Origin of the sequence: Rhizobium alarense (assembly GCF_021555155.1) — a bacterium.
Taxonomy (GTDB): Bacteria; Pseudomonadota; Alphaproteobacteria; order Rhizobiales; family Rhizobiaceae; genus Rhizobium_D; species Rhizobium_D alarense.
The window spans coordinates 1-21,275 of sequence record NZ_JAKGBU010000071.1; the positions used below are offsets into that span (position 1 = coordinate 1).

Below are 21,275 nucleotides of genomic sequence, written 5' to 3' on the forward strand. Positions count from 1 at the left end.
GCGGCGGCCCGTCGGCCGAGGAGGCACGCGCATGAGCCTCGACGCCGCAACCCTGCTCGCGATCCTCGCCATGGCCATCGCCACCGTGCTGACGCGCCTTGCCGGGCTGCTTCTCGTCCGTCACGTGGCGATCGAGGGTCAGGTCCGCGCCGCGATCGAAGCGATACCGCCGGCGGTGCTGATGGCGGTCGTCGCGCCGACGGCGCTTGCGACCGGACCGGCCGAGACGATCGCCTGCGCGCTGACGGCGGTCGCGGCACTGCGCCTGCCGATGCTTGCGGCCGTCGCTTCGGGCGTCGTCTGCGTCGCCCTGCTGCGCGCGTCCGGCCTGTGATGAAGGCCCCCGGAGCTCACGGTCCGGGGGCTTGGAGGTTCGCCGCCGGCCTCAGTGTTCGTACTGGGTGAAGGACGGGTCCGCGAGGTCGGTGAAGCGGGTGAATTCCGACTGGAAGGCAAGCTTCACGGTGCCGGTCGGGCCGTGGCGCTGCTTGGCGATGATGACGTCCGCGGTGCCCTTCACCTTTTCGAACTGCATCCTCCACTCATCGTATTTCGGGTCGAACTCGTCACGCGGCTCCATGTTCTTCACGTAGTATTCCTCGCGGAACACGAAGAGCACCACGTCGGCGTCCTGCTCGATCGAGCCGGATTCGCGCAGGTCCGAGAGCTGCGGGCGCTTGTCCTCGCGGCTTTCGACAGCACGCGAGAGCTGGGACAGCGCGATGATCGGCACGTTCAGCTCCTTGCCGAGTGCCTTGAGGCCGGTCGTGATCTGCGTGATTTCCTGCACGCGGTTCTCGTTCGACTTGCCGGAGCCGGTCATCAGCTGCACGTAGTCGACCACCAGCACGTCGAGGCCGCGCTGCCGCTTGAGGCGGCGGGCGCGCGCCGCGAGCTGGGCGATCGAGATGCCGCCGGTCTGGTCGATATAGAGCGGCACCTTCTGCATTTCCTGCGAGAAGCCGACGAGCTTCTCGAAATCCGCCTCCGAAATGTCGCCGCGCCGGATCTTGGAGGAGGAGACCTCGGTCTGCTCCGACATGACGCGGGTGGCAAGCTGCTCGGAGGACATTTCGAGCGAGTAGAAGCCGACGACCCCGCCGTTCTTCGCCTTGAACGAGCCGTCCGGCTGCACCTCGGCCTCGTAGGAATGCGCGATGTTCCAGGCGATGTTGGTGGCGAGCGAGGTCTTGCCCATGCCGGGGCGCCCGGCCAGCACGATCAGGTCCGAGCGTTGCAGGCCGCCCATCTTGGAATCGAGCGAGTGGATGCCGGTGGAGATGCCCGAGAGGTTGCCGTCGCGCTCGAAGGCGGCGCCGGCCATGTCGATCGCCTGCGCCACGGCGTCGTTGAACGACTGGAAGCCGCCGTCGTAGCGGCCGGTCTCGGCGAGTTCGAAGAGGCGGCGCTCGGCATCCTCGATCTGCGCCTGCGGCGGCATGTCGAGCGGCGCGTCATAGGCGATGTTGACCATGTCCTCGCCGATGGTGATCAGCGAGCGGCGGAGCGCCAGGTCGTAGATGGCGCGGCCGTAGTCCTCCGCGTTGATGATCGTCACCGCTTCGGCGGCAAGCCGCGCGAGATATTGCGGGATCGTCAGGTCGCCGACCTTGCCGTCCGACGGCAGGTGCGTCTTCAGGGTGATCGTCGTCGCGATCTTGCCCATGCGGATCGTGTCGCCGGCGAGCTCGAAGATCCTGCGGTGCAGCGGTTCCTGGAAATGCCCCGGCTTCAGGAAGTCCGAGACGCGGTAATAGGCGTCGTTGTTGACGAGGATCGCGCCGAGCAGCGCCTGCTCGGCCTCGATGTTGCTCGGCGCCTCGCGGTGATGCAGGCCCTGGTCGTCGCGGCCTGGATTTGCAAGCTTGCGCACAGCGTCGTTCATCGGTCCGAATCTCTTTCACGGGCATGGGAGTGAAGGAAACTGGTTTCCTCCCATCGGCACTCAAGGTCAAGGGACGGCGTCGTCCGGGCCCATTTTGCCAAAAGTGTTCGACCTATCCACAGCATGGCGGAGGCATGCCGGTCACACCGGCTGCAAAATCGCGCTTTGCCGTCGCTTTCCGCACGGGACGGCTTGACTCCTGCAACCCAGGCGCGGGGAGGCGGGCGTCGCGACGTGTGCCTGCTGACGCCGTCAGAGGCTTGCCTCCTGCGGGAACTTGCGCGCGCCCTTCGCAGCCGCCTTGCCGTCGCCCTCGCGCGCCTTGAGGCAGGACTCGCCGTGGCCGACATAGTCGCGCGTCAGCGGCACCGCCCCCTGGTCGTGGACGAGCTGCAGCTGGAAGACCACGAGGTTCTGCCAGCGGAAGGCGCTTTCCGAGGCGGCGAGGTAGAACTCCCAGATGCGGCAGAACCGCTCGTCGTAGAGCGCCTTCGCCTCGTCGCGTCGCGCCATGAAGCGGCTGCGCCAGTGCCGCAGCGTATCGGCATAGTGCAGGCGCAGGATTTCGATGTCCGTGACGGCGAGCCCGCTCTTCTCCACCGCCTGCATCACCTCCGAAAGCGCCGGGATGTAGCCGCCGGGGAAGATGTATTTCTCGATGAACGGGTTGTTGGCGCTCGGCCGGTCCGTCCGCCCGATCGTATGCAGCAGCATGACACCGTCGCGCTTCAGGAGCGACGCGCTCTTGCGGAAGAAGGTCAGGTAGTTCGGCCGCCCGACATGCTCGAACATGCCGACGGAGACGACACGGTCGAACTGGCCGGTCGTGTTGCGGTAGTCCTGCAGGAGGAAGGTCACCTCGTCGCTGAGCCCCGCCGTGCGGGCGCGGGCCTGCGACAGCGCGTGCTGTTCGTCGGAGAGCGTCACGCCGGTCACCTTCGCGCCGAGATGCCGGGCGAGGTAGAGCCCCATGCCGCCCCAGCCGCTGCCGATGTCGAGCACCGACTGGCCGGGCCGGCCGATGCTGAGCTTCGCCGCGATGTGCCGCTTCTTGGCGAGTTGCGCCTCGTCGAGCGTCTGGTCGGGCGTTTCGAAATAGGCGCAGGAATATTGCCGGTCCTCGTCGAGGAACAGGTCGTAGAGCGCCCCCGTCAGGTCGTAGTGGTGCTGGATGTTGCGCCGCGACCGGCCGATGCCGTTCTTCTCCCGCGCCCAGCGGAACAGGTAGCGCACCCGCTCGAGCAGCCGGTTCCAGCGCCCGTCGTAATATTTGAAGTCCGGATTGCCGGTGAAGACGGTCTGCAGCAGGCCGTATATGCCGCCCTCGACGATGTCGATATCGCCGCTGCCGTAGTGATGGCCGAGATAGAAGGCGGGGTCGAGTATGAGCCCCCAGACGGCCTTGCGGCTGTTGAGGCGCATGTGCACCGGAGTGCCCGTGCCGTCGCCGAAGCACGTCGAGCTTCCGTCCGGATAGGTGATCGTGAGGTTCCCGGTCTGCACCAGACGCGAGACAATGCCGTTCAGAAAGAATTTCATCCGCCAAACTCCGTCACGCAGGTGTGGCGGAACGGGGCTGGTCGAAAACCGGCCCCCGGGGAACGGCCCGACCGCCAATCCAGTCTAACGATCTATAGATAATAGCGGAGAAAGCCGAATTTCAACCCGGGCTTTTTTGCAGCCGGAAGGGGCGGGCCGCCTGTCGCGGCCCGCCGGACGCCGATCAGGCTTCCTCGTTGTCGCCGTCTGCTTCCGGGTCGAAGAAGTCGGCTGCCGTCAGCGCGTCCTCGTCGACGCCGTAGATCGCGTCGGCGGACGTCAGGCTTTCGCCCTTGGACTGGCGCTCGGCTTCGTCGGCCGAACGGGCGACGTTGAGCTCGATCGTGATCGCGACCTCGGCATGCAGGTGCAGGACGACCTTGTGCAGGCCGATCGTCTTGATCGGCGTGTTGAGCTCGACCTGGTTGCGGCCGACGTTGAAGCCTTCGGCGGCGAGCACGTCGACGATGTCACGGGCCGCGACCGAGCCGTAGAGCTGGCCGGTCTCGCCGGCGGAGCGCACGACGACGAAGGACTTGCCGTCAAGCGTCTCGGCGACCTTCTGGGCTTCCGACTTGCGCTCGAGGTTGCGCGCTTCGAGCGTCGCGCGCTCGCTTTCGAAGCGCTTCTTGTTGGCTGCGTTGGCGCGCAGCGCCTTGCCGAGCGGCAGCAGGTAGTTGCGGGCAAAGCCGTCGCGGACCTTTACGGTCTCGCCCATCTGGCCGAGCTTGGCGATGCGTTCGAGGAGAATGACGTCCATGGTTGGTTTCCTTTCGTGGTGTCAGGGTCTGGTGGAATTCGGGTCCGGTTTCGGTCCGGCGGGGGTCAGCGCTATGGAACGCCGCGTATCCGTCAGGCCGAGAACCAGGATGGCGAGAACCGGCAGCGTGAAGAGCAGCACAGAAATATAGGCAAGCCACAGCGCACCCGGCCGCCAGGCCTTGCCGCGGGTGCGGTGGTGCAGCACGGCGAAGCCGGCCAGCACGAAGCCGGCGCCGAATGTGCCGCAGACGAGCGCGCCGATGAGGGCCGGCACGCCGCCCGTGAAGGCGGCGACGAGGCCGGCGAGGAAGATGAAGGCGGCGTTGCGGTGCATCCTGAGCGCGGTCGGCATGTCCTCGCGCGGGCGAAGCCCCGTGCCGGACAGGCGCACGATGCCGGAGGCGATGTAATAGGCGGCAAACAGCAGGAAGACCCAGAGCGCACCCTGCACGACGGGAAGGGCGAGCGTGAAGACCGCCTTCATCTGCGCAACCGCCCCGGCATCGGGGTTGTAGAGCGGCTCCTGCGCCTTCAGCGTCTCGATGACGATCTCCACCAGCCGGTCGGCCATGGTGCTGTCGTAGCCGACGATGACGCCGACGGCGATCATGCCCAGGGTCACCATGAAGGCGAGGTGCGTCATGATGTTGGCGAGCGGATACCAGGCGAGCGCGTCGTCGGGGCCGCCGAGTTCCGCGGCCGGCCGGGCGAGGTTCGCGAGGTTGCTGAGCCAGCCGGCCGGAATGAGCGTGATGATGACGATGAGCAGCGCGAAGTGCGAGGAGACGAGCAGTGCGGCGCTGACGCCGGCCGCCGCGACGGCGACGAGCGCGCTGGTCTTGCCCCAGCCGAGGCCGGCGATCAGGATGGGAAGGGCGGAAGCGGCGTAGAGCACGATCGCCAGGGACGACTGGGCATTCGCGCTCAGCGACAGCAGAGCGGCGGTAATGCCGGCCACGAGCCCCGTGGCAAGTGCGTTCCAGGTTACGGTCTTCACGGTCGCTGTCCTGTCTTTTCCGACAGTTAGGGGAGTTTCCTGACATTTCGATTCAGGAACGCATCCCCAACATGGGATTTCGGCAGTCGCCCGTCGTCGCGCGGTCTGCCGGCGGTTCCGATCCGCGCCCATCGCGGAAGGGAGGGGGCAAGGCGTGTCCGCCTCACCCGGAGTCATGGGGGCCGACCCTGGAGTCAGGCCCTTGCGTCAGCCGGCCTTAGGCGACGACGTAGGGCAGCAGGCCGAGGAAGCGGGCGCGCTTGATCGCCTTGGCGAGTTCGCGCTGCTTCTTCTGGGAAACGGCCGTGATGCGGGACGGAACGATCTTGCCGCGCTCGGAAATGTAGCGCGACAGCAGACGGACGTCCTTGTAGTCGATCTTCGGTGCGTTCGCGCCCGAGAACGGGCAGGTCTTGCGACGGCGGTGGAACGGGCGGCGTGCCGGAGCGGAAGAAACATCAGCCATTGTCTTAATCTCCTTCTACTGCGATTACGCGCGGTCTTCGCGGGCCGGACGGTCGCCGTCGCGGCGCGGCGGACGGTCGCCGAAATCACGGCGCGGGCCGCGATCGCCGAAGTCGCGGCGCGGGCCACGGTCGTCGCCGTCGCGGCGCGGACGGTCGTCGCGGTCGCGCTTCTGCATCATCGCGGACGGGCCCTCTTCATGGGCCTCGACGGCAATCGTCATGTAGCGAAGCACGTCTTCGTTGATGCGCATCTGGCGCTCCATCTCGTGGATGGCGGCGGCCGGGGCATCGATGTCCATCAGCGCGTAATGCGCCTTGCGGTTCTTCTTGATGCGGTAGGTCAGGGACTTGAGGCCCCAGTTCTCGACGCGGCCGACCTTGCCGCCGTTCGCTTCGATCACGCCCTTGTACTGCTCGACGAGACCGTCGACCTGCTGGGCGGACACGTCCTGGCGGGCCAGGAATACATGTTCGTAAAGTGCCATTGGGCTTTGCCTTTCTTGCGTTTATCCATCACCCGGCATCGGCGCCAAGCCTCAACGACAGTTCTCAGGAGCTGTGTGGCTCCGGGCAAGAAAAGCGTATCATCCAGACGGTCGAGAGCGGAGACACGGGAGGCTGGAGCCCTCGGCTCCGAACGGTTTCCAATCACGGAAACCGGCCCTCCGTTCAGCCACCAGCCGATAGACCGGGTGTTTCGAACAGCGCGCTTATACGGATTTTTCGCCCTGAAGCAAGCCCCTGGACGGAATTGCCTGCCGCGGCACGGCTTTCGCCGGCCGGCGCGCCCGTCGATGCGCCGCCGCCGCGCGAAAACTTCCCCTCCGTTCCCGCAATGAGCGTATAATCCGCTCAGTCGCCGCCGTGGCGCAGCACCGCGGCGCGGCTGCCGCGCACGAAAGGCCTCGGCATGACGCCCTGGACGCAAACGCGGTCGCCGGGCCGCGATCCGGGAAGACGGGAACCTCCGGCCGCCCGGTGCGTTGTGGGGGCGATGTCAACCAGGGAGTGAAGCAATGCAGGATCCCAATCGTGTCAATCGACCCCACGATCCGACAATGGCCAACCGTCCCGTCGAGGATCGCGGGCCGACCGTCGTGAACACCACGCGCGGCAGTTCCACAGGTGGCTGGGCGGCTGCGGTCATCCTCGCCGTGCTCGTGGCCGTCGGCATCTTCTACTACGCCGGCACGCCGGGTGACGGCGTGGATCCGAACGCCAATACCTCGGCGATCGAGACGCCCGACGCGGCTCCGGCCGATGGCCAGTCGACGACGGGCACGCAGCCCCTCGAAGCGCAGCCCGGCGACAGCCAGCCGGCCGAAGGCGGGACCGCGCAGTAGCGGCCTTCGCGGCGGCGCCTGACGAATGGCCCGCGACCGGTATCGGTCGCGGGCCATTTCGCCGCCGGAGCTTGTCTCCTGCCGCCGGTCGCCGGCGCCGTCAGATTGGTGCCGGGAACCGCCGGTGCAGGGCGCGGATGCCGTTCATCACCTCCGGCGCGAGGGTTACGTCGGCCGCGGCGATGTCCGTCTTCAACTGCTCCATCGAGGTGGCCCCGATGATGACGGAGGCCGTGAAGGGGCGCGTCAGGCAGAAGGCGAGCGCCATCTGCGCCGGGTCGAGCCCGTGCTCGCGGGCAAGCGCCACATAGGCGGCGACGGCCGGCTCCTGATGCGGCTGGAAGCGGCCGCCGAGGTCGCCGTTGCGCGTCAGGCGCGAGCCTTCCGGCCGCGCGCCGCCGAGATACTTGCCGGTCAGCAGGCCGGCGGCAAGCGGCGAATAGGCGAGCAGGCCGATGTCCTCGTGGTGGGACAGTTCCGCGAGGTCGAGATCGTAGGCCCGGTAGAGCAGGTTGTATTCGTTCTGGATCGAGGCGACGCGCGGCAGGCCCTTCTCCTCGGCGAGCCGAAGATACTGCATCGTGCCCCAGGCCGTCTCGTTGGAGAGGCCGAGCGCCCGGATCTTGCCCTGCCTGTGCAGGTCCGCCGCCGTTTCCAGGAGTTCGACGAAGTCGGCCTCCGCCTTCTCGCGGTCCTGCTCCCAGGGGCTGTAGGTCCAGGCGTTGCGGAAATGGTAGTGGCCGCGGTTCGGCCAGTGCAGCTGGTAGAGGTCGACATAGTCGGTGTTGAGCCGCTTCAGGCTGCCCTCGATCGCCGCGACCATGCCGTCCTTGGTCATCGGCGCCCCGCCGCGGATATAGGGCCGGCCCGGCCCCGCCACCTTGGTCGCCAGCACGACCCTGTCGCGGCTGCCGCGCGCCTTGAGCCAGGAGCCGATGAGGCGCTCCGTGTCGCCGTAGGTCTCCTCGGAAAGCGGCGTCGTCGGATAGAGTTCCGCCGTATCGATGAAGTTCACGCCCCGGGACAATGCATAGTCGAGCTGCTCATGCGCCTCTGCCTCGCTGTTCTGCGAGCCCCAGGTCATGGTTCCAAGGCAGATTTCGGAGACCGCGATGCCGGTGCGGCCGAGCGGGTTGTATTTCATGCGGGAAAATTCCTTTTTGGAGAACGGGGGCGAATGTAGGACGCTCGCCGGCAAGCGCAAGGGACGGATGGCCGGAAACGGCCGGCTTGTGATTTCCCGGGCCACTTTACGGCGGATAGAAGCGTCGGGGGCTGGTCCGCGGCCCTCGCGACGCTTGACTCCGCGACATATTGCGTGAATGGAGGGCAAAAACCATAGGGAAGAGGCATCCCATGACCATCGCATTCACCTTTCCCGGCCAGGGAAGCCAGGCCGTCGGCATGGGCAGGGAGCTCGCCGCGACCTTCCCGGAAGCCGCCGCCGTCTTCGCCGAGGTCGACGAGGCGCTCGGCGAGAAACTGTCGGAGGTGATGTTCGACGGACCGGAAGACCGCCTGACGCTGACGGCGAACGCCCAGCCGGCGCTGATGGCCGTCTCGATCGCCGTGATGCGCGTGCTGGCGGCCCGCGGCCTGTCGCTGAAGGACACGGTCGCCTATGTCGCCGGGCACTCGCTCGGCGAATATTCGGCGCTCTGTGCCGCCGGCACCTTCTCGCTGGCCGACACCGCCCGGCTCCTGCGCATCCGCGGCAATGCCATGCAGGCGGCCGTGCCGGTGGGCGAGGGCGCCATGGCGGCGATCATCGGGCTCGAACACGGCGACGTGCAGGCTGTCTGTGCGGAGTCGCTTGCCGACGGCGCCTGCCAGATCGCCAACGACAATGGCGGCGGCCAGATCGTCATTTCCGGGGCGAAGCCCGCCGTCGAACGGGCGGCGAGGCTCGCGACGGACAGGGGCGCCAAACGCGCCCTCATGCTGCCGGTCTCCGCGCCCTTCCATTCCGCGCTGATGGCGCCTGCCGCCGAGGCGATGCGCGAGGCGCTCGCCGGTGTCGCGATGCGCCCGCCCGTCGTGCCCGTCGTCGCCAACGTGCTTGCGGCACCGGTTTCCGACGCGGCGGAGATCGCCCGGCTGCTCGTCGAACAGGTGACCGGCCAGGTGCGCTGGCGCGAGACCGTCGAATGGTTCGCCGCCAACACTGTGACGACTTTGTATGAAATCGGCTCCGGCAAGGTGCTGACGGGCCTCGCGCGGCGCATCGACAAGTCGGTGAACGGCATCGCGGTCAACACCGCTGCCGACATCGACGCGGCGCTTCAGTCGATCCTCGGCTGATCGCCGGCAACTGGACACAGACGATAGGGACAGGACCCATGTTTGATCTTTCCGGCCGCAAGGCCCTGGTGACCGGCGCGTCCGGTGGCATCGGCGAGGAAATCGCCCGCATCCTTCATGCGCAGGGCGCCGTCGTCGGCCTGCACGGCACCCGCGTCGAGAAGCTGGAAACGCTCGCCAACGCATTCGGCGAGCGCGTCCACGTCTTCCCGGCCAACCTCTCCGACCGCGCCGAGGTCAAGGCGCTCGGCGAGAAGGCGGAGGCCGAGCTCGGCGGCGTCGACATCCTCGTCAACAATGCCGGCATCACCAAGGACGGCCTCTTCGTGCGCATGAGCGACGACGACTGGGACGCGGTACTGGAAGTGAACCTGACGGCCGTCTTCCGCCTGACGCGCGAGCTGACCCATCCGATGATGCGCCGCCGCTACGGCCGCATCATCAACATCACCTCCATCGTCGGCGTCACCGGCAATCCGGGCCAGGCGAACTATTGCGCCTCCAAGGCCGGCATGATCGGCTTCAGCAAGTCGCTCGCCCAGGAGATCGCGACCCGCAACGTCACCGTCAACTGCGTCGCGCCGGGTTTCATCGAATCGGCGATGACCGGCAAGCTCAACGACAAGCAGAAGGACGCGATCATGGGAGCGATCCCGATGAAGCGCATGGGCACGGGCGCGGAAGTCGCCTCGGCCGTCGCCTATCTCGCCTCGTCGGAGGCCGGCTACATGACCGGGCAGACGCTGCACGTCAACGGCGGCATGGCGATGATCTGAGGCCGCGGCAAAGCGCCGTGGCGCCAGTGAAAATAGCATGTTGACCGGCGTCGGCGGTGCGATTTTCAGGCTTTCCGGCGGACTTAAACCGTGTTAATCGGGCCATGACTGAAAGCAGTCGGCACGGAATGCGCGAGGCTCCGAGGGCGTTTTGACGAGCGCCGAAACCGCGCTTCCGGTTGAAGGGATTGCCTGCTGCACCATATCGCGGCGTTGCAGGTTGGTTGAGTGACCGGTGCCGTCGAAGGCATCGTGAATATAACAAAGGTCGAGGAATCCGACATGAGCGATATCGCAGAACGCGTAAAGAAAATTGTCATTGATCATCTGGGCGTCGATGCCGACAAGGTCAGCGAAGGCGCGAGCTTCATCGATGATCTGGGCGCGGACTCGCTCGACACCGTCGAACTGGTCATGGCCTTCGAAGAAGAGTTCGGCGTCGAAATCCCCGACGATGCGGCGGATTCGATCCTGACGGTCGGCGACGCCGTCAAGTTCATCGAGAAGGCCCAGGCCTGACCACACGAGAGTCCCGACGGGCCTGTCGGCCCGTCGCGGCCTCCGCCAAGGGGCCGCAACTGCACTTCGAACGATAACAAGACAGGCAGGGTGGATCACGGACAATGAGGCGTGTCGTTATCACCGGTACCGGCATGGTATCGCCTTTGGGCTGTGGCACCGAGATAACCTGGTCGAGACTTCTGGACGGCAAGAGCGGCGCGCGCCGTGTCACCGAGTTCCAGGTCGACGACATCTCCGCCCAGATCGCCTGTTTCATCCCCCGCGGCGACGGCTCGGACGGCACCTACAATCCCGACCAGTGGATGGAGCCGAAGGAGCAGCGCAAGGTCGACCAGTTCATCGTCTATGCGATGGCGGCGGCCAACATGGCGCTGGACGATGCCGGCTGGCATCCCGAGACCGACGACGACCAGTGCGCGACGGGCGTTCTCATCGGCTCCGGCATCGGCGGGCTCGAAGGCATTGTCGAGGCCGGCTACGTCCTCAGGGACAAGGGACCGAGGCGCGTTTCTCCCTTCTTCATTCCGGGCCGCCTGATCAACCTCGCCTCTGGCCAGGTGTCGATCCGCCACAAGCTGCGCGGCCCGAACCATTCGGTCGTCACCGCCTGTTCCACCGGGGCGCATGCCATCGGCGACGCCGCCCGGCTGATCGCGCTCGGCGATGCGGATGTCATGGTCGCCGGCGGCACGGAATCGCCGATCTCCCGCATGGCGCTCGCCGGCTTCTCCGCCTGCAAGGCGCTGTCGACCGCCCGCAACGACGACCCGACCGCCGCCTCGCGCCCCTATGACCGCGACCGCGACGGCTTCGTGATGGGCGAGGGCGCCGGCATCGTGATCCTCGAGGACCTCGAGCATGCCAGGGCGCGCGGCGCGAAGATCTATGCCGAGGTCGTCGGCTACGGCCTTTCCGGCGACGCCTATCACATCACCGCCCCCTCCGAGGACGGCGACGGCGCCTATCGCTGCATGCAGATGGCGCTGAAGCGCGCCGGCCTTTCGGCGGCGGACGTCGACTACATCAATTCGCACGGCACCTCGACCATGGCCGACACGATCGAGCTCGGCGCCGTCGAGCGCCTGGTCGGCAACAATGCCGCCAGGGTCTCGATGTCCTCCACCAAGTCGGCGATCGGCCATCTGCTCGGGGCGGCCGGCGCCGTCGAGGCGATCTTCGCGGCGCTGGCGATCCGCGACAACATCGCGCCGCCGACGCTGAACCTCGACAATCCCGACGTGGAGACGGCGATCGACCTCGTGCCGCACAAGGCGCGCAAGCGTGAGATCAACGTGGCGCTGTCCAATTCCTTCGGCTTCGGCGGCACCAACGCGTCGCTGGTGCTGCGCCGCTACGCGTAGGTGCGGCCGGCACAGTCCACGGCCGAGCGCCCCGAACCGACGACGACCGAGAGCGGGGCCGCAAGGCCCCGTACCTGTTTTTGCCGTATTGCTCTGTACTAGAACGATGACCCGTCTGGTACAGTGCCGAGGCACTAGGAGTGAGGATTTTCCGTGAGCGACACGAACGGTTCCGGCGATACGCAATTCGGTCGCGGCGAGGGCAATGGCCGCATCATTCCGAAGTCGGCCAACGAGGCCCTGCGACCCGAGAAGGTGCCGCTGCCGCCGCGCCGCTCGCGCAAGGCCCGCAGCCAGCTCGTCATCTTCCTGAACTTCGTGATGACGATGATCGTGCTGGTGACGATCGCCGCCGCGGCGGTCTTCTACTACGCGATCGACAGCTACGAGAAGCCCGGACCGCTCGTCGCCAACACCAACTTCATCGTGCGCAGCGGCGCCGGCCTGAACGAGATCGCCGCAAGCCTCGAGCGCAACAACGCGGTCACCGACGGCCGCGTCTTCCGCGCCCTGTCGAGCATCTATCTGGAGGACGGCACGACGCTGAAGGCGGGCGAATACGAACTCAAGGCCAATGCCTCGATGCGCGAGATCCTGGAGCTGCTGAAGTCGGGCAAGTCGATCCTCTACAGCGTGTCGGTGCCGGAAGGTCTGACGGTCAAGCAGATCTTCCGCCGGCTGGCCGACGACCCGGTGCTGGAGGGTGACCTGCCGGCGGACCTGCCGGCCGAAGGCACGCTGATGCCCGACACCTACAAGTTCTCCCGCGGCACGAAACGCGCCGACATCCTGCAGCAGATGCTGACGGCGCAGAAGGCGCTCGTCGAGCAGATCTGGGAAAAGCGCGACGACGACCTGCCGATCGCCACGCCCGAGGAACTCGTGACGCTCGCCTCGATCGTCGAGAAGGAGACCGGCCGTGCCGACGAACGGCCCCGCGTCGCGTCGGTCTTCATCAACCGGCTGGAGAAGAACATGCGGCTCCAGTCGGATCCGACGATCATCTACGGCCTGTTCGGCGGCGACGGCAAGCCGTCGGACCGGGCGATCTTCCAGTCGGACCTCGAGAAGGAAACGCCCTACAACACCTATGTCATCAAGGGCCTGCCGCCGACGCCGATCGCCAATCCCGGCCGCGCGGCGCTGGAAGCCGTCGCCAATCCGTCGCGCACCACCGACCTCTATTTCGTCGCCGACGGCACGGGTGGCCACGCCTTTGCCGAATCGCTCGACGAGCATAACGAGAACGTGCGGCGCTGGCGCAAGCTCGAGGCCGAGAAGGCCGCCGAGGCGGCGAAGGAAGCCGAAGCCGCCCCGGCCGAGTGATCGGCCGACGCCGAACGCTCCCGGAGCGGGCCGAAGAACGTCAAGCGCTGCCTTAAGCCGCCGGTTCCGTGCGTCGCCGTGTGCGGGACCGGCAAAAAAAGCAGGCGGTTTCCAGCGGGAGGGCGAGGGCGGCCCGCGGGCCGGGCAGGCGCGGCGGGATGCAGTTCCGGGTATCATGCAACCCTTGGCGACCCGACGCCGCGGGGTCGAGGCAGAAGGTAAAATTTTAATAAAAACAAAATATTAAAGTAACTCTATTTCGCGTCGTTATTTGAATTTAAAGCTTTGCTCGACCATAGTGGCCGCCACCTGAAGTTTAGATGAGGGGATGGCGACATGGCTGCTGGACGAAACCTTTCGTTCGATGTCTATCATCACGCGCGGGAAAATCCGGATCTTCTGGCACTTTCCGTCGCCGGAACCGAGTTGACCTACGGCGATCTTGCCGGCCTCGCGCGTCGTCTTGCCGGCGTCGTCCGGCCCGTCGCCCACACCGGTCGCGTCGGCATTCTCGCCTCGCGCAGCCTTGCCGCCTGCGCCGGCATCCTCGGCACCGCCTGGTCGGGCGGAACCTATGTGCCGCTCAACCTGAAGCTGCCGGAGGAGCGCCTGGTGATGCTGCTCGAAACGCTCGCGCTCGATGCGCTCGTCGTCGACGCGCGCGGCGCGGCGATGATCACCGAGCGGGTGAGGGCGGTCCTGCCGTCGACCGTCGTTCTTGCCGACGACGCGCGCCTCGCGCTCGACCTCGACGGCATTGTCGTCCAGCGCCTCGGCAGCCTGCCGGAAGGCGGTCCGGCACAGCCGGCCGCGGTCGATGCCGATCACCTCGCCTATATCGAGTTCACCTCCGGCACGACCGGCGTGCCGAAGGGCGTCATGGTGCCGGTCGGCGCCGTCAACCATTACATGGACGTGATGCAGGCCTGGTTCGGCTTCCGCCCGGACGACCGCGCCGCCGAGACCTGCGACATCACCTTCGACCTCTCCGTCCACAACATGTTCCTGACCTGGCAGGCCGGCGCGTCGCTGCATGTGATGACGCCGCTGCAGATGGTGGCGCCGGCCCGCTTCATCCGCGACCGGCAGATCACCACCTGGCTGTCGGTGCCGTCGATCATCGCCATGATGCGGCAGAACCGCACGCTCGAGGCCGGCAGCCTGCCGAGCCTGCGCATCTCGATGTTCTGCGGCGAGCCGCTGCCGGTGGGTGCCGCGCGCGCCTGGGCGGAGGCGGCGCCCGACAGCCGGGTCGAGAACATCTACGGCCCGACGGAGGCGACGATCGCCTGCCTGCGCCAGCCCGTGGTCGAGCCCGTCGCGGTCACGCCGAAGCGCGAGATCGTGGCGATCGGCGCGGCCTATCCCGGCATGCGGGCGGCGATCCTCGACGGCGAGGGCAGGCAGCTTCCCGCCGGCACGCCGGGCGAGATCGCGCTTTCGGGCGCCCAGCTGGCCACCGGCTATTTCGGCCAGCCGGACCTGACGGCCGCCCGTTTCCCCGTCATCGACGGCGTGCGCTGGTATCTGACCGGCGATCTCGGCATGACCGACGCCGACGGCCTCTTCCATCACCTCGGCCGCATCGACAACCAGGTGAAGGTGCTCGGCAACCGCGTCGAGCTGGAGGAGGTGGAGATGTATCTGCGCGCCGCCTCCGGCTCCGACCATGTCGCCGCCGTCGCCTGGCCGGCCACGCAGGGCTCGGCGACCGGCATCGTCGGCTTTGCCGTCGGCGCCGCCGGCACGCCGGACGCGATCCGAGCGGCGCTGCGCGAGCGGCTGCCCGCCTATATGGTGCCGGGCGCGGTGCATCTCCTCGACGACCTGCCGCTCAACGCCAACGGCAAGGTCGACCGCAAGGCGCTGTTCGACAGGCTCGAGCGCGGCCTCGTGCCGGAAGCGGAGGGACGCGCGGCATGAGCGACGCCGTTTTCCTTCCCGGCGCCGCGCGTCCGGGGCCGGTCGGCCGGTTGCTCGGCCTGCGTGCCGCCTGGCTCGGCATGGACCGGAATCCGGCCGTCGTCGATTTCGCGGCAAGCAGGCCGGGCGTGGCGTTGCTGCACCTTGCGGTCCTCCTCGTCTTCGGCGCCACGAATCCGGGGTCGGGCAGCATTCTCATCGCGGCGCTCGGTCTCCTCGGCTGCGCCGCCATGCCGGCCCGCCGGACGCTCGTCATCGGGCTTACGACCCTGCTCTTCGTCATGCTGCGGCCGACGCGGTCGGAAGACCTCGGCGCCTTCACCCTGCGGCTGGCCGAAACGGTCGGCGCGGTCGATCCTCGCATGCTCTTCGCCGGTGCCGGCCTGGCATTCCTCGCCTTCGGCCTTGCCGCCCTGCGGCTCCAGTCGACCTTCCGCGAGACGGCGCCGGCCCGCCATCCGGTCGTCACGATGATGGCCGTGTTCTTCGCCCTCGTCGCGCTCGCCCTCTCCGGCGCGCTGCCGGCGCGGTTCGAGGCCGTCACCTGGCTGTTCCTCGCGACGCTCGCCTCCGGCTTCTGGTGCATCGCCTATGCGCTGGCCGACCAGAAGGTGAAGCAGACCGTCGATCCCTATCCGCGCGCCGCCTTCTTCCGGCCGTTCTGGGAAGGCCCCACCCTGCCGATCGGCAAGGGCGCCGGCTTCCTGGCGAAGTTCGAGGCGAAGGATGACGCGGCGCTCGCCGTGTCGCGCCTCAAGGGCCTGAAGCTCATGGTCTGGGGCGCCCTCCTGACGGCGGCCTATGCCGTCTCGGTGGAGCTCGTCAACCGCGAGGCCGGACTGCCGACGCTGGCCGAGGCGATGTCCGCGGCGATCGGCGGCACGCCGCTGCCGCTCGCCACCTCCTGGACGGCGCTCGTCACCCATTACCTGCAGGATCTTCTGCATCTCGCGGCCTGGGGCCATATCGTCGTGGCGCTGATCCGGGTCGCCGGCTACTGCATTCCGCGCAACACGGTACGCCCGCTCGCCGCCCGCAGCCTCGCGGAATTCTGGAACCGCTACTACTTCTATTTCAAGGAGCTGCTGGTCGATTTCTTCTTCTATCCGGCCTTCCTGCGCTGGTTCAAGAAACATCCCCGCCTGCGCGTCGCCTTCGCCACCTTCTCGGCCGCCTGCGTCGGCAACTGGCTGTTCCATTTCATGGGCCGCATCGACCTGCTCGCCGAGGACGGGCTCTGGCAGGGCCTGCACGCCTTCGAGAGCTACCTCTTCTACTGCACGGTGCTTGCGGGCGGCCTCATCGTCTCGCAGATGCGCAAGCGCAAGCCGAAGCCGGAGGACGGGGTCCTGCGTTACGACGTGCTGCCACGCGTCCATGTCGGCCTGTTCTTCTGCCTGCTTGCGATCTTCAACGAGCCGATCGACGCCTTCACCCTGGGCGAACGCCTTCACTTCCTCATGAGCCTGTTCGGAGTATGACATGAGCCTTACGACCACTGAACGCCTGCGCGAAACCGTCGGCAGCCTGCTCGCCGCCCGCGGCGACACGTCGCCGGTGACGGACGAGGAATCCCTCTTCGTCACCGGCCGTCTCGATTCGCTCGCCGCGACCGAGATGATCATGCTGCTGGAGCAGGATTTCGGCCTCGATCTCGCCGGCGCGGATTTCGACGTCTCCGCCCTCGACACCATCTCGGATCTCGCCCGCCTGGTCGGCACGCGCACGCTGCAGTAAACGGCGGCGACGCCCGGCGCCCGGCAGTTCCATGTGGATCGCCGGGCGATTGCCCGGGCGCCCCGTTTCCTTCCGCGCCGTCATCCTCCATCGTTGCGCCACCGATTCTCCCCGCCGCCGCAAGCGGCCGGCGGGGGCGGCGAACGAGGGTGGGCCATGACACTGCAATCGATGACGGGATTTGCCCGTACGGAGGGAACCAGCGGCCGTTTCCGCTGGGTCTGGGAGCTGCGCTCCGTCAACGGCAAGGGCCTCGACCTGCGCGTCCGCCTGCCGCAGGGCTGCGAACATCTCGAGGCCGATGTCCGGCGCGAGGCGGCCGCCCATTTCGCGCGCGGCAACCTGCAGATCGGGCTGTCGCTCAGCGTCGGCGAAAGCGTCGTCGAGCCGGTCGTCAACCAGGCGGCGCTCTCGGCCGTTCTCGCCCTGCGTGAGCAGCTCTCCGGCATCGTCGATCCGGCGCCGCTCCGCCTCGACGCGCTGCTCGCCGTGCGCGGCATCATCGACTTCCGCGAACCCGAGGATGACGAGGCGGCGCGGCTTTCGCGCGACGCGGATCTCCGCCGTGGTCTTGTCGATGCCATCGCGCAGTTGAAGGACATGCGTCTGCGCGAGGGTGCCGCGCTGCGCGACGTGCTGCTGCTCCAGCTCGGCCGCATCGGGGAGCTCGTGGCGCTGGTCGAAAGCGATCCGAGCCGCACCGTCGCGGCCCTCGTCGAGCGCGTGGCCCAGCAGGTGGCGCTGCTCGTGCAGGGCAGCGCGATGCTCGACCGCGACCGGCTGCACCAGGAAGCCGCGCTGCTCGCCACCAAGGCGGATCTGCGCGAGGAGATCGACCGGCTCGGCGCCCATATCGCCGCGGCGCGCGCGCTGCTTGCCGCCGGCGGCCCGGTCGGGCGCAAGCTCGATTTCATGGCACAGGAATTTAACCGCGAATCGAATACGATCTGTTCCAAGTCGAACGCTGCGGCCGTCACCGCCGCCGGCATCGAGCTGAAGGTGGTCGTCGACCAGTTTCGCGAGCAGATCCAGAACCTGGAGTAGGGCATGTACGAGCCGGGCCGTCCCAATTTGGTAGAGATTTCGCGCCGGGGGCTGATGCTCGTCATCTCGTCCCCGTCCGGTGCCGGCAAGTCGACGATCGCCCGCAGCCTGCTCGAGAACGACAAGAATCTGAGCCTGTCGGTCAGCGTCACGACGCGCCAGCGCCGTCCGAGCGAGATCGAGGGCGTGCACTACCGTTTCGTCGGCATCCGCGAGTTCGAGCGGCTGCGCGATTCCGATGCGCTGCTGGAGTGGGCGGAGGTGCACGGCAATTTCTACGGCACGCCGCGCGAGGCGGTCGAGGACGCGATGGCGGCGGGCCGCGACATGCTCTTCGACATCGACTGGCAGGGCGCGCAGCAGCTTCAGGAGAAGATGCCGGCGGACGTCGTCTCGATCTTCATCCTGCCGCCGACCATGACCGAGCTCCAGGCGCGCCTCCACCGGCGGGCCGAGGACACCGAGCAGGTCATCGCGACCCGGCTCGCCAATTCCCGCTCGGAGATCGAGCACTGGCGGGAATACGACTACATCGTCGTCAACGACGACCTCAACCGGGCCTATATGTCGCTGAAATCCATCGTCGAGGCCGAGCGGCTGCGGCGCGACCGCCGGCCCGGTCTCTACGACTTCGTGACCCGGCTGCTCACGGAGAAGCCGGTCCTTTGAGCCGGGCGCTCACGGGATGCGGAAGAGCACTGTGAGATAGCCCGCCGCCTGCAACTGCTCGATGCCTTCGAGGAGCGGGAAGAGCGCGATCAGGAACAGGCAGTCGAGGAAGGTCTTGGCAAGGGCCGCCTGCGAGAAGGCGACCTCGGTCTCGCCGGAATAGGCCGCCGGGTTCGGCCAGAAGAGCGGCGTGCGCTTGGCATAGGCGTCGTAGGCGGCGCCGAAGCGGCTTGCGAGGAAGTCCGCCTCGCGCAGGGCGGTATAGCGGAAGATGCCGTAGCTTGCCGCCACCAGCAGCGCCGTCAGCGTGAAGGAGCCGAACATCAGGCCGATGCCGGCGATCGCCACCAGCGAGGAGACGTAGAGCGGGTTGCGAGTCATCGAATAGGGGCCGGAGGTCACCAGGGCCGCATTCTTGTGCGCGCCGATGAAGAGGATGCTCCACAGCCGCCCGAGCACGCCGAAGAAGACGAGGATGAGGCCGGTGACCTCCGTCGCCTCATGAAAGCTTGTCCCGTCGCCCCAGCTCGGCTGGGAGACGAGGAACAGCGTGGCGAAGGACGTGGCGAGCAGCCAGAGGGCGGCGATCCGGCGTTTCTGTCTGAAGGGTCTTGCGGCATTCATGGATGGGCCTCGCAGTCGGAGGCATGCGGCCGGGTCACCTGTTCAGGATCGCGGACGGCATGCGGATGGCGGGCATCCGATCAGGTCAATCGTGGCGGATTGAAGGTAGAGGCTTTCACTCCAGTTCATTGGCGAGCGCCACGAACTCCGCGACGGACAGCGTCTCGGCCCGCCGCTGCGGGTCGATGCCGGCGCGCGCCAGCAGCGCCTCGCCGCCGACCGGCTTCAGGCTCTGGCGCAGCATCTTGCGCCGCTGGCCGAAGGCCGCCTGCGTCACCCGTTCGAGCGCCCGGGCATCGCAGGCGAGCGGGGTCGCGATCGGCTCCAGATGCACGACTGTGGAGGTCACCTTCGGCGGCGGCGTGAAGGCCTGCGGCGGCACGTCGAAGGCCATGCGGGCGTTCGTCCGCCAGCCGCAGAGCACACCGAGGCGGCCGTAGTGGTCGTCGTCCTCGCGCGCCACGATCCTGAGGCCGACCTCTTTCTGGAACATCAGCGTCATCGATCGGTAGAAGGGCGGCCAGCCGCCGGGCAGCAGCCAGTTGACGAGAAGCTGCGTGCCGACATTGTAGGGCAGGTTGGCGATGATGCGCGTCGGGCCGCCATCCGCAAGCGCGGCGAAGTCGGTCTTCAGCGCGTCGCCCTCGATCACCTCCAGGCGGCCGGGATAATGATCCGAGATTTCGGCGAGCGCCGGCAGGCAGCGCGAATCGCGCTCGACGGCGATCACCTTCTTCGCGCCGAGCGCCAGGATCGCCCGCGTCAGGCCGCCCGGGCCGGGGCCGACCTCGATGACCGTGCAATCCTCCAGCGGGCCGGCCGTGCGGGCGATCTTCTGGGTGAGGTTGAGGTCGAGCAGGAAGTTCTGCCCGAGCGCCTTCTTCGCGTCGAGCCCGTGGCGCTGGATGACGTCGCGCAGCGGCGGCAGGCCGTCGAGCGCGGCCATCAGCGGAAAGCCCCGCCACGGGCGCCGAGCCGCGCGGCGAGCCGCAGTGCCGCCAGCAGGCTGTCCGGCTTCGCCTTGCCGCTGCCGGCGAGCGAAAAGGCGGTGCCGTGGTCGGGCGACGTGCGGATGAAGGGCAGGCCGAGCGTCGCGTTGACGGAATCGTCGAAGCCGAGCGCCTTGGCCGGGATCAGCGCCTGGTCGTGATACATGCAGAGCGCCACGTCATAGGTCTCGCGCGCGGCGTCGTGGAACATGGTGTCGGCCGGCAGCGGGCCGACCGCGTCGATCCCGTCGGCACGCAGCCGTTCGACGGCCGGCCGGACGATCGCGTCGTCCTCGAGCCCCAGCGCGCCGCCTTCGCCGGCATGCGGATTGAGCCCCGCGACGGCAAGGCGCGGTGCCGCGATGCCGAAGCGGTGCTTCAGGTCCGCCGCCGTGATGGCGCCGGTGCGGTAGACGAGATCCTCGGTCAGCGCCGCCGGCACGTCCTTCAGCGGGATGTGGATCGTCACCGGCACGCTCATCAGCTTCGGCCCGGCGAGCAGCATGACCGGCAGCACCGGTTCGCCGGTGCGCCGCTCGGCGAGATCGGCGAGGAACTCGGTGTGGCCGGGAAAGCCGAAGCCGGCCTCGTAGAGCACCGACTTGGCGATCGGGTTGGTGACGACGGCGGAGAGCCGGCCCGCGAAGGTGAGTTCCACCGCGGCCTCGATCGAGCGGATGACGGCCCCGGCATTGGCGGCGGCGGGAGCGCCGGCGGTCGCCGGCGCCGCGAGTTCGATGCCGAGCACGGGAAGCGCCTCGTCGAAGACGGAGGCCGCGTCCTCGGGCCGGGCCTCGGCGGTCGGAACGCGCAGGCCGAGATCGGCCGCGCGTTCGGCGAGCAGGCGCGGATCGCCGATGAAGAGGAAAGGGGGCAGCGACAGCGCGCGCCGCCGCGACCAGAGCTGGAGCGTCAGGTCGGGGCCGATGCCCGCCGGGTCCCCCATCGTCAGGGCGAGGGGTGCTGGTGTCTTGTCGGTCATCTGTGATCCGGCGGGAGGGCCGCGGGCC

Annotated in this window: 22 protein-coding genes; 12 read left to right on the plus strand and 10 right to left on the minus strand. The window is 67.7% G+C overall.

Annotation, left to right across the window (positions count from 1 at the left end):
• The first annotated feature begins 31 nt into the window (after positions 1–31).
• Positions 32–334, plus strand: coding sequence for an AzlD family protein (locus tag LXM94_RS19510; protein ID WP_235773132.1), 303 nt, complete (start codon positions 32–34; stop codon positions 332–334).
• A 51-nt stretch (positions 335–385) separates the two neighbouring features.
• Here LXM94_RS19510 and LXM94_RS19515 read toward each other — a convergent pair whose 3' ends face one another.
• The 6 genes from LXM94_RS19515 to rpsF form a co-directional block, all read right to left on the minus strand.
• Positions 386–1,885, minus strand: a complete 1,500-nt coding sequence (locus LXM94_RS19515; RefSeq protein ID WP_235773133.1) for a replicative DNA helicase — start codon at positions 1,883–1,885, stop codon at positions 386–388.
• A gap of 252 nt (positions 1,886–2,137) precedes the next feature.
• On the minus strand, positions 2,138–3,424 hold the full coding sequence (locus tag LXM94_RS19520) for an SAM-dependent methyltransferase (protein ID WP_235773134.1): 1,287 nt from the start codon (positions 3,422–3,424) through the stop codon (positions 2,138–2,140).
• Positions 3,425–3,608: 184 nt separating this feature from the next.
• Complete coding sequence (gene rplI / locus LXM94_RS19525; protein ID WP_235773135.1) at positions 3,609–4,184, minus strand: 50S ribosomal protein L9; 576 nt, start codon at positions 4,182–4,184, stop codon at positions 3,609–3,611.
• A gap of 21 nt (positions 4,185–4,205) precedes the next feature.
• On the minus strand, positions 4,206–5,183 hold the full coding sequence (locus LXM94_RS19530) for a DUF2232 domain-containing protein (protein ID WP_235773136.1): 978 nt from the start codon (positions 5,181–5,183) through the stop codon (positions 4,206–4,208).
• A gap of 217 nt (positions 5,184–5,400) precedes the next feature.
• Complete coding sequence (gene rpsR / locus LXM94_RS19535) at positions 5,401–5,649, minus strand: 30S ribosomal protein S18 (RefSeq protein WP_023515801.1); 249 nt, start codon at positions 5,647–5,649, stop codon at positions 5,401–5,403.
• A gap of 24 nt (positions 5,650–5,673) precedes the next feature.
• The gene (gene rpsF / locus LXM94_RS19540) at positions 5,674–6,135 is read right to left on the minus strand and encodes a 30S ribosomal protein S6 (RefSeq protein WP_235773137.1); all 462 of its coding nucleotides are present in this window, start codon (positions 6,133–6,135) and stop codon (positions 5,674–5,676) included.
• A 531-nt stretch (positions 6,136–6,666) separates the two neighbouring features.
• On the opposite strand from rpsF, the gene LXM94_RS19545 reads away from it, so the two are divergent.
• Positions 6,667–6,993, plus strand: coding sequence for a hypothetical protein (locus LXM94_RS19545; RefSeq protein ID WP_235773138.1), 327 nt, complete (start codon positions 6,667–6,669; stop codon positions 6,991–6,993).
• A 100-nt stretch (positions 6,994–7,093) separates the two neighbouring features.
• Here LXM94_RS19545 and LXM94_RS19550 read toward each other — a convergent pair whose 3' ends face one another.
• Positions 7,094–8,137, minus strand: a complete 1,044-nt coding sequence (locus LXM94_RS19550; RefSeq protein ID WP_235773139.1) for an aldo/keto reductase — start codon at positions 8,135–8,137, stop codon at positions 7,094–7,096.
• Between the two features lie 212 nt (positions 8,138–8,349).
• On the opposite strand from LXM94_RS19550, the gene fabD reads away from it, so the two are divergent.
• From fabD to gmk, 10 genes are all read left to right on the plus strand, one after another.
• Positions 8,350–9,294, plus strand: a complete 945-nt coding sequence (gene fabD, locus LXM94_RS19555; protein ID WP_235773140.1) for an ACP S-malonyltransferase — start codon at positions 8,350–8,352, stop codon at positions 9,292–9,294.
• A gap of 38 nt (positions 9,295–9,332) precedes the next feature.
• Complete coding sequence (fabG, locus tag LXM94_RS19560) at positions 9,333–10,070, plus strand: 3-oxoacyl-[acyl-carrier-protein] reductase (protein WP_235773141.1); 738 nt, start codon at positions 9,333–9,335, stop codon at positions 10,068–10,070.
• A gap of 282 nt (positions 10,071–10,352) precedes the next feature.
• Positions 10,353–10,589, plus strand: coding sequence for an acyl carrier protein (locus LXM94_RS19565; RefSeq protein WP_097139127.1), 237 nt, complete (start codon positions 10,353–10,355; stop codon positions 10,587–10,589).
• A 104-nt stretch (positions 10,590–10,693) separates the two neighbouring features.
• A complete protein-coding gene (gene fabF / locus LXM94_RS19570; RefSeq protein ID WP_235773142.1) occupies positions 10,694–11,953 on the plus strand; it encodes a beta-ketoacyl-ACP synthase II in 1,260 nt (419 codons plus the stop codon).
• A 153-nt stretch (positions 11,954–12,106) separates the two neighbouring features.
• On the plus strand, positions 12,107–13,279 hold the full coding sequence (mltG, locus tag LXM94_RS19575; protein ID WP_235773143.1) for an endolytic transglycosylase MltG: 1,173 nt from the start codon (positions 12,107–12,109) through the stop codon (positions 13,277–13,279).
• 336 nt (positions 13,280–13,615) lie between these two features.
• Positions 13,616–15,202, plus strand: a complete 1,587-nt coding sequence (locus LXM94_RS19580) for an AMP-binding protein (protein ID WP_235773144.1) — start codon at positions 13,616–13,618, stop codon at positions 15,200–15,202.
• Positions 15,199–16,683, plus strand: coding sequence for a hypothetical protein (locus LXM94_RS19585; RefSeq protein WP_235773145.1), 1,485 nt, complete (start codon positions 15,199–15,201; stop codon positions 16,681–16,683). Before LXM94_RS19580 ends, LXM94_RS19585 begins: the two co-directional genes overlap by 4 nt.
• Position 16,684: 1 nt before the next feature.
• Entirely contained in the window at positions 16,685–16,939 is a 255-nt protein-coding gene (locus LXM94_RS19590) for an acyl carrier protein (protein WP_235773146.1), read from the plus strand.
• A 156-nt stretch (positions 16,940–17,095) separates the two neighbouring features.
• The gene (locus LXM94_RS19595; RefSeq protein ID WP_235773147.1) at positions 17,096–17,983 is read left to right on the plus strand and encodes a YicC/YloC family endoribonuclease; all 888 of its coding nucleotides are present in this window, start codon (positions 17,096–17,098) and stop codon (positions 17,981–17,983) included.
• Between the two features lie 3 nt (positions 17,984–17,986).
• On the plus strand, positions 17,987–18,652 hold the full coding sequence (gene gmk, locus LXM94_RS19600) for a guanylate kinase (RefSeq protein WP_235773148.1): 666 nt from the start codon (positions 17,987–17,989) through the stop codon (positions 18,650–18,652).
• 9 nt (positions 18,653–18,661) lie between these two features.
• Here the strand turns inward: gmk and LXM94_RS19605 are convergent, their stop codons facing one another.
• The 3 genes from LXM94_RS19605 to pdxA form a co-directional block, all read right to left on the minus strand.
• On the minus strand, positions 18,662–19,276 hold the full coding sequence (locus tag LXM94_RS19605) for a methyltransferase family protein (RefSeq protein ID WP_235773149.1): 615 nt from the start codon (positions 19,274–19,276) through the stop codon (positions 18,662–18,664).
• A gap of 115 nt (positions 19,277–19,391) precedes the next feature.
• The gene (gene rsmA, locus LXM94_RS19610; RefSeq protein ID WP_235773150.1) at positions 19,392–20,222 is read right to left on the minus strand and encodes a 16S rRNA (adenine(1518)-N(6)/adenine(1519)-N(6))-dimethyltransferase RsmA; all 831 of its coding nucleotides are present in this window, start codon (positions 20,220–20,222) and stop codon (positions 19,392–19,394) included.
• Positions 20,222–21,247 carry a 4-hydroxythreonine-4-phosphate dehydrogenase PdxA gene (pdxA, locus tag LXM94_RS19615; protein WP_235773151.1) on the minus strand — a complete coding sequence of 342 codons (1,026 nt, stop codon included), beginning with the start codon at positions 21,245–21,247 and terminating at the stop codon, positions 20,222–20,224. Before pdxA ends, rsmA begins: the two co-directional genes overlap by 1 nt.
• Between the last annotated feature and the right edge of the window lie 28 nt (positions 21,248–21,275).

Excerpts from the sequence above, each read along its gene's own strand:
- LXM94_RS19510 (WP_235773132.1), top strand. The coding sequence starts at position 32 with ATGAGCCTCGACGCCGCAACCCTGCTCGCGATCCTCGCCATGGCCATC.
- LXM94_RS19515 (WP_235773133.1), bottom strand. The coding sequence starts at position 1,885 with ATGAACGACGCTGTGCGCAAGCTTGCAAATCCAGGCCGCGACGACCAG.
- LXM94_RS19520 (WP_235773134.1), bottom strand. The coding sequence starts at position 3,424 with ATGAAATTCTTTCTGAACGGCATTGTCTCGCGTCTGGTGCAGACCGGG.
- rplI (WP_235773135.1), bottom strand. The coding sequence starts at position 4,184 with ATGGACGTCATTCTCCTCGAACGCATCGCCAAGCTCGGCCAGATGGGC.
- rpsR (WP_023515801.1), bottom strand. The coding sequence starts at position 5,649 with ATGGCTGATGTTTCTTCCGCTCCGGCACGCCGCCCGTTCCACCGCCGT.
- rpsF (WP_235773137.1), bottom strand. The coding sequence starts at position 6,135 with ATGGCACTTTACGAACATGTATTCCTGGCCCGCCAGGACGTGTCCGCC.
- LXM94_RS19545 (WP_235773138.1), top strand. The coding sequence starts at position 6,667 with ATGCAGGATCCCAATCGTGTCAATCGACCCCACGATCCGACAATGGCC.
- LXM94_RS19550 (WP_235773139.1), bottom strand. The coding sequence starts at position 8,137 with ATGAAATACAACCCGCTCGGCCGCACCGGCATCGCGGTCTCCGAAATC.
- fabD (WP_235773140.1), top strand. The coding sequence starts at position 8,350 with ATGACCATCGCATTCACCTTTCCCGGCCAGGGAAGCCAGGCCGTCGGC.
- fabG (WP_235773141.1), top strand. The coding sequence starts at position 9,333 with ATGTTTGATCTTTCCGGCCGCAAGGCCCTGGTGACCGGCGCGTCCGGT.
- LXM94_RS19565 (WP_097139127.1), top strand. The coding sequence starts at position 10,353 with ATGAGCGATATCGCAGAACGCGTAAAGAAAATTGTCATTGATCATCTG.
- fabF (WP_235773142.1), top strand. The coding sequence starts at position 10,694 with ATGAGGCGTGTCGTTATCACCGGTACCGGCATGGTATCGCCTTTGGGC.
- LXM94_RS19580 (WP_235773144.1), top strand. The coding sequence starts at position 13,616 with ATGGCTGCTGGACGAAACCTTTCGTTCGATGTCTATCATCACGCGCGG.
- LXM94_RS19585 (WP_235773145.1), top strand. The coding sequence starts at position 15,199 with ATGAGCGACGCCGTTTTCCTTCCCGGCGCCGCGCGTCCGGGGCCGGTC.
- LXM94_RS19590 (WP_235773146.1), top strand. The coding sequence starts at position 16,685 with ATGAGCCTTACGACCACTGAACGCCTGCGCGAAACCGTCGGCAGCCTG.
- LXM94_RS19595 (WP_235773147.1), top strand. The coding sequence starts at position 17,096 with ATGACACTGCAATCGATGACGGGATTTGCCCGTACGGAGGGAACCAGC.
- gmk (WP_235773148.1), top strand. The coding sequence starts at position 17,987 with ATGTACGAGCCGGGCCGTCCCAATTTGGTAGAGATTTCGCGCCGGGGG.
- LXM94_RS19605 (WP_235773149.1), bottom strand. The coding sequence starts at position 19,276 with ATGAATGCCGCAAGACCCTTCAGACAGAAACGCCGGATCGCCGCCCTC.
- rsmA (WP_235773150.1), bottom strand. The coding sequence starts at position 20,222 with ATGGCCGCGCTCGACGGCCTGCCGCCGCTGCGCGACGTCATCCAGCGC.
- pdxA (WP_235773151.1), bottom strand. The coding sequence starts at position 21,247 with ATGACCGACAAGACACCAGCACCCCTCGCCCTGACGATGGGGGACCCG.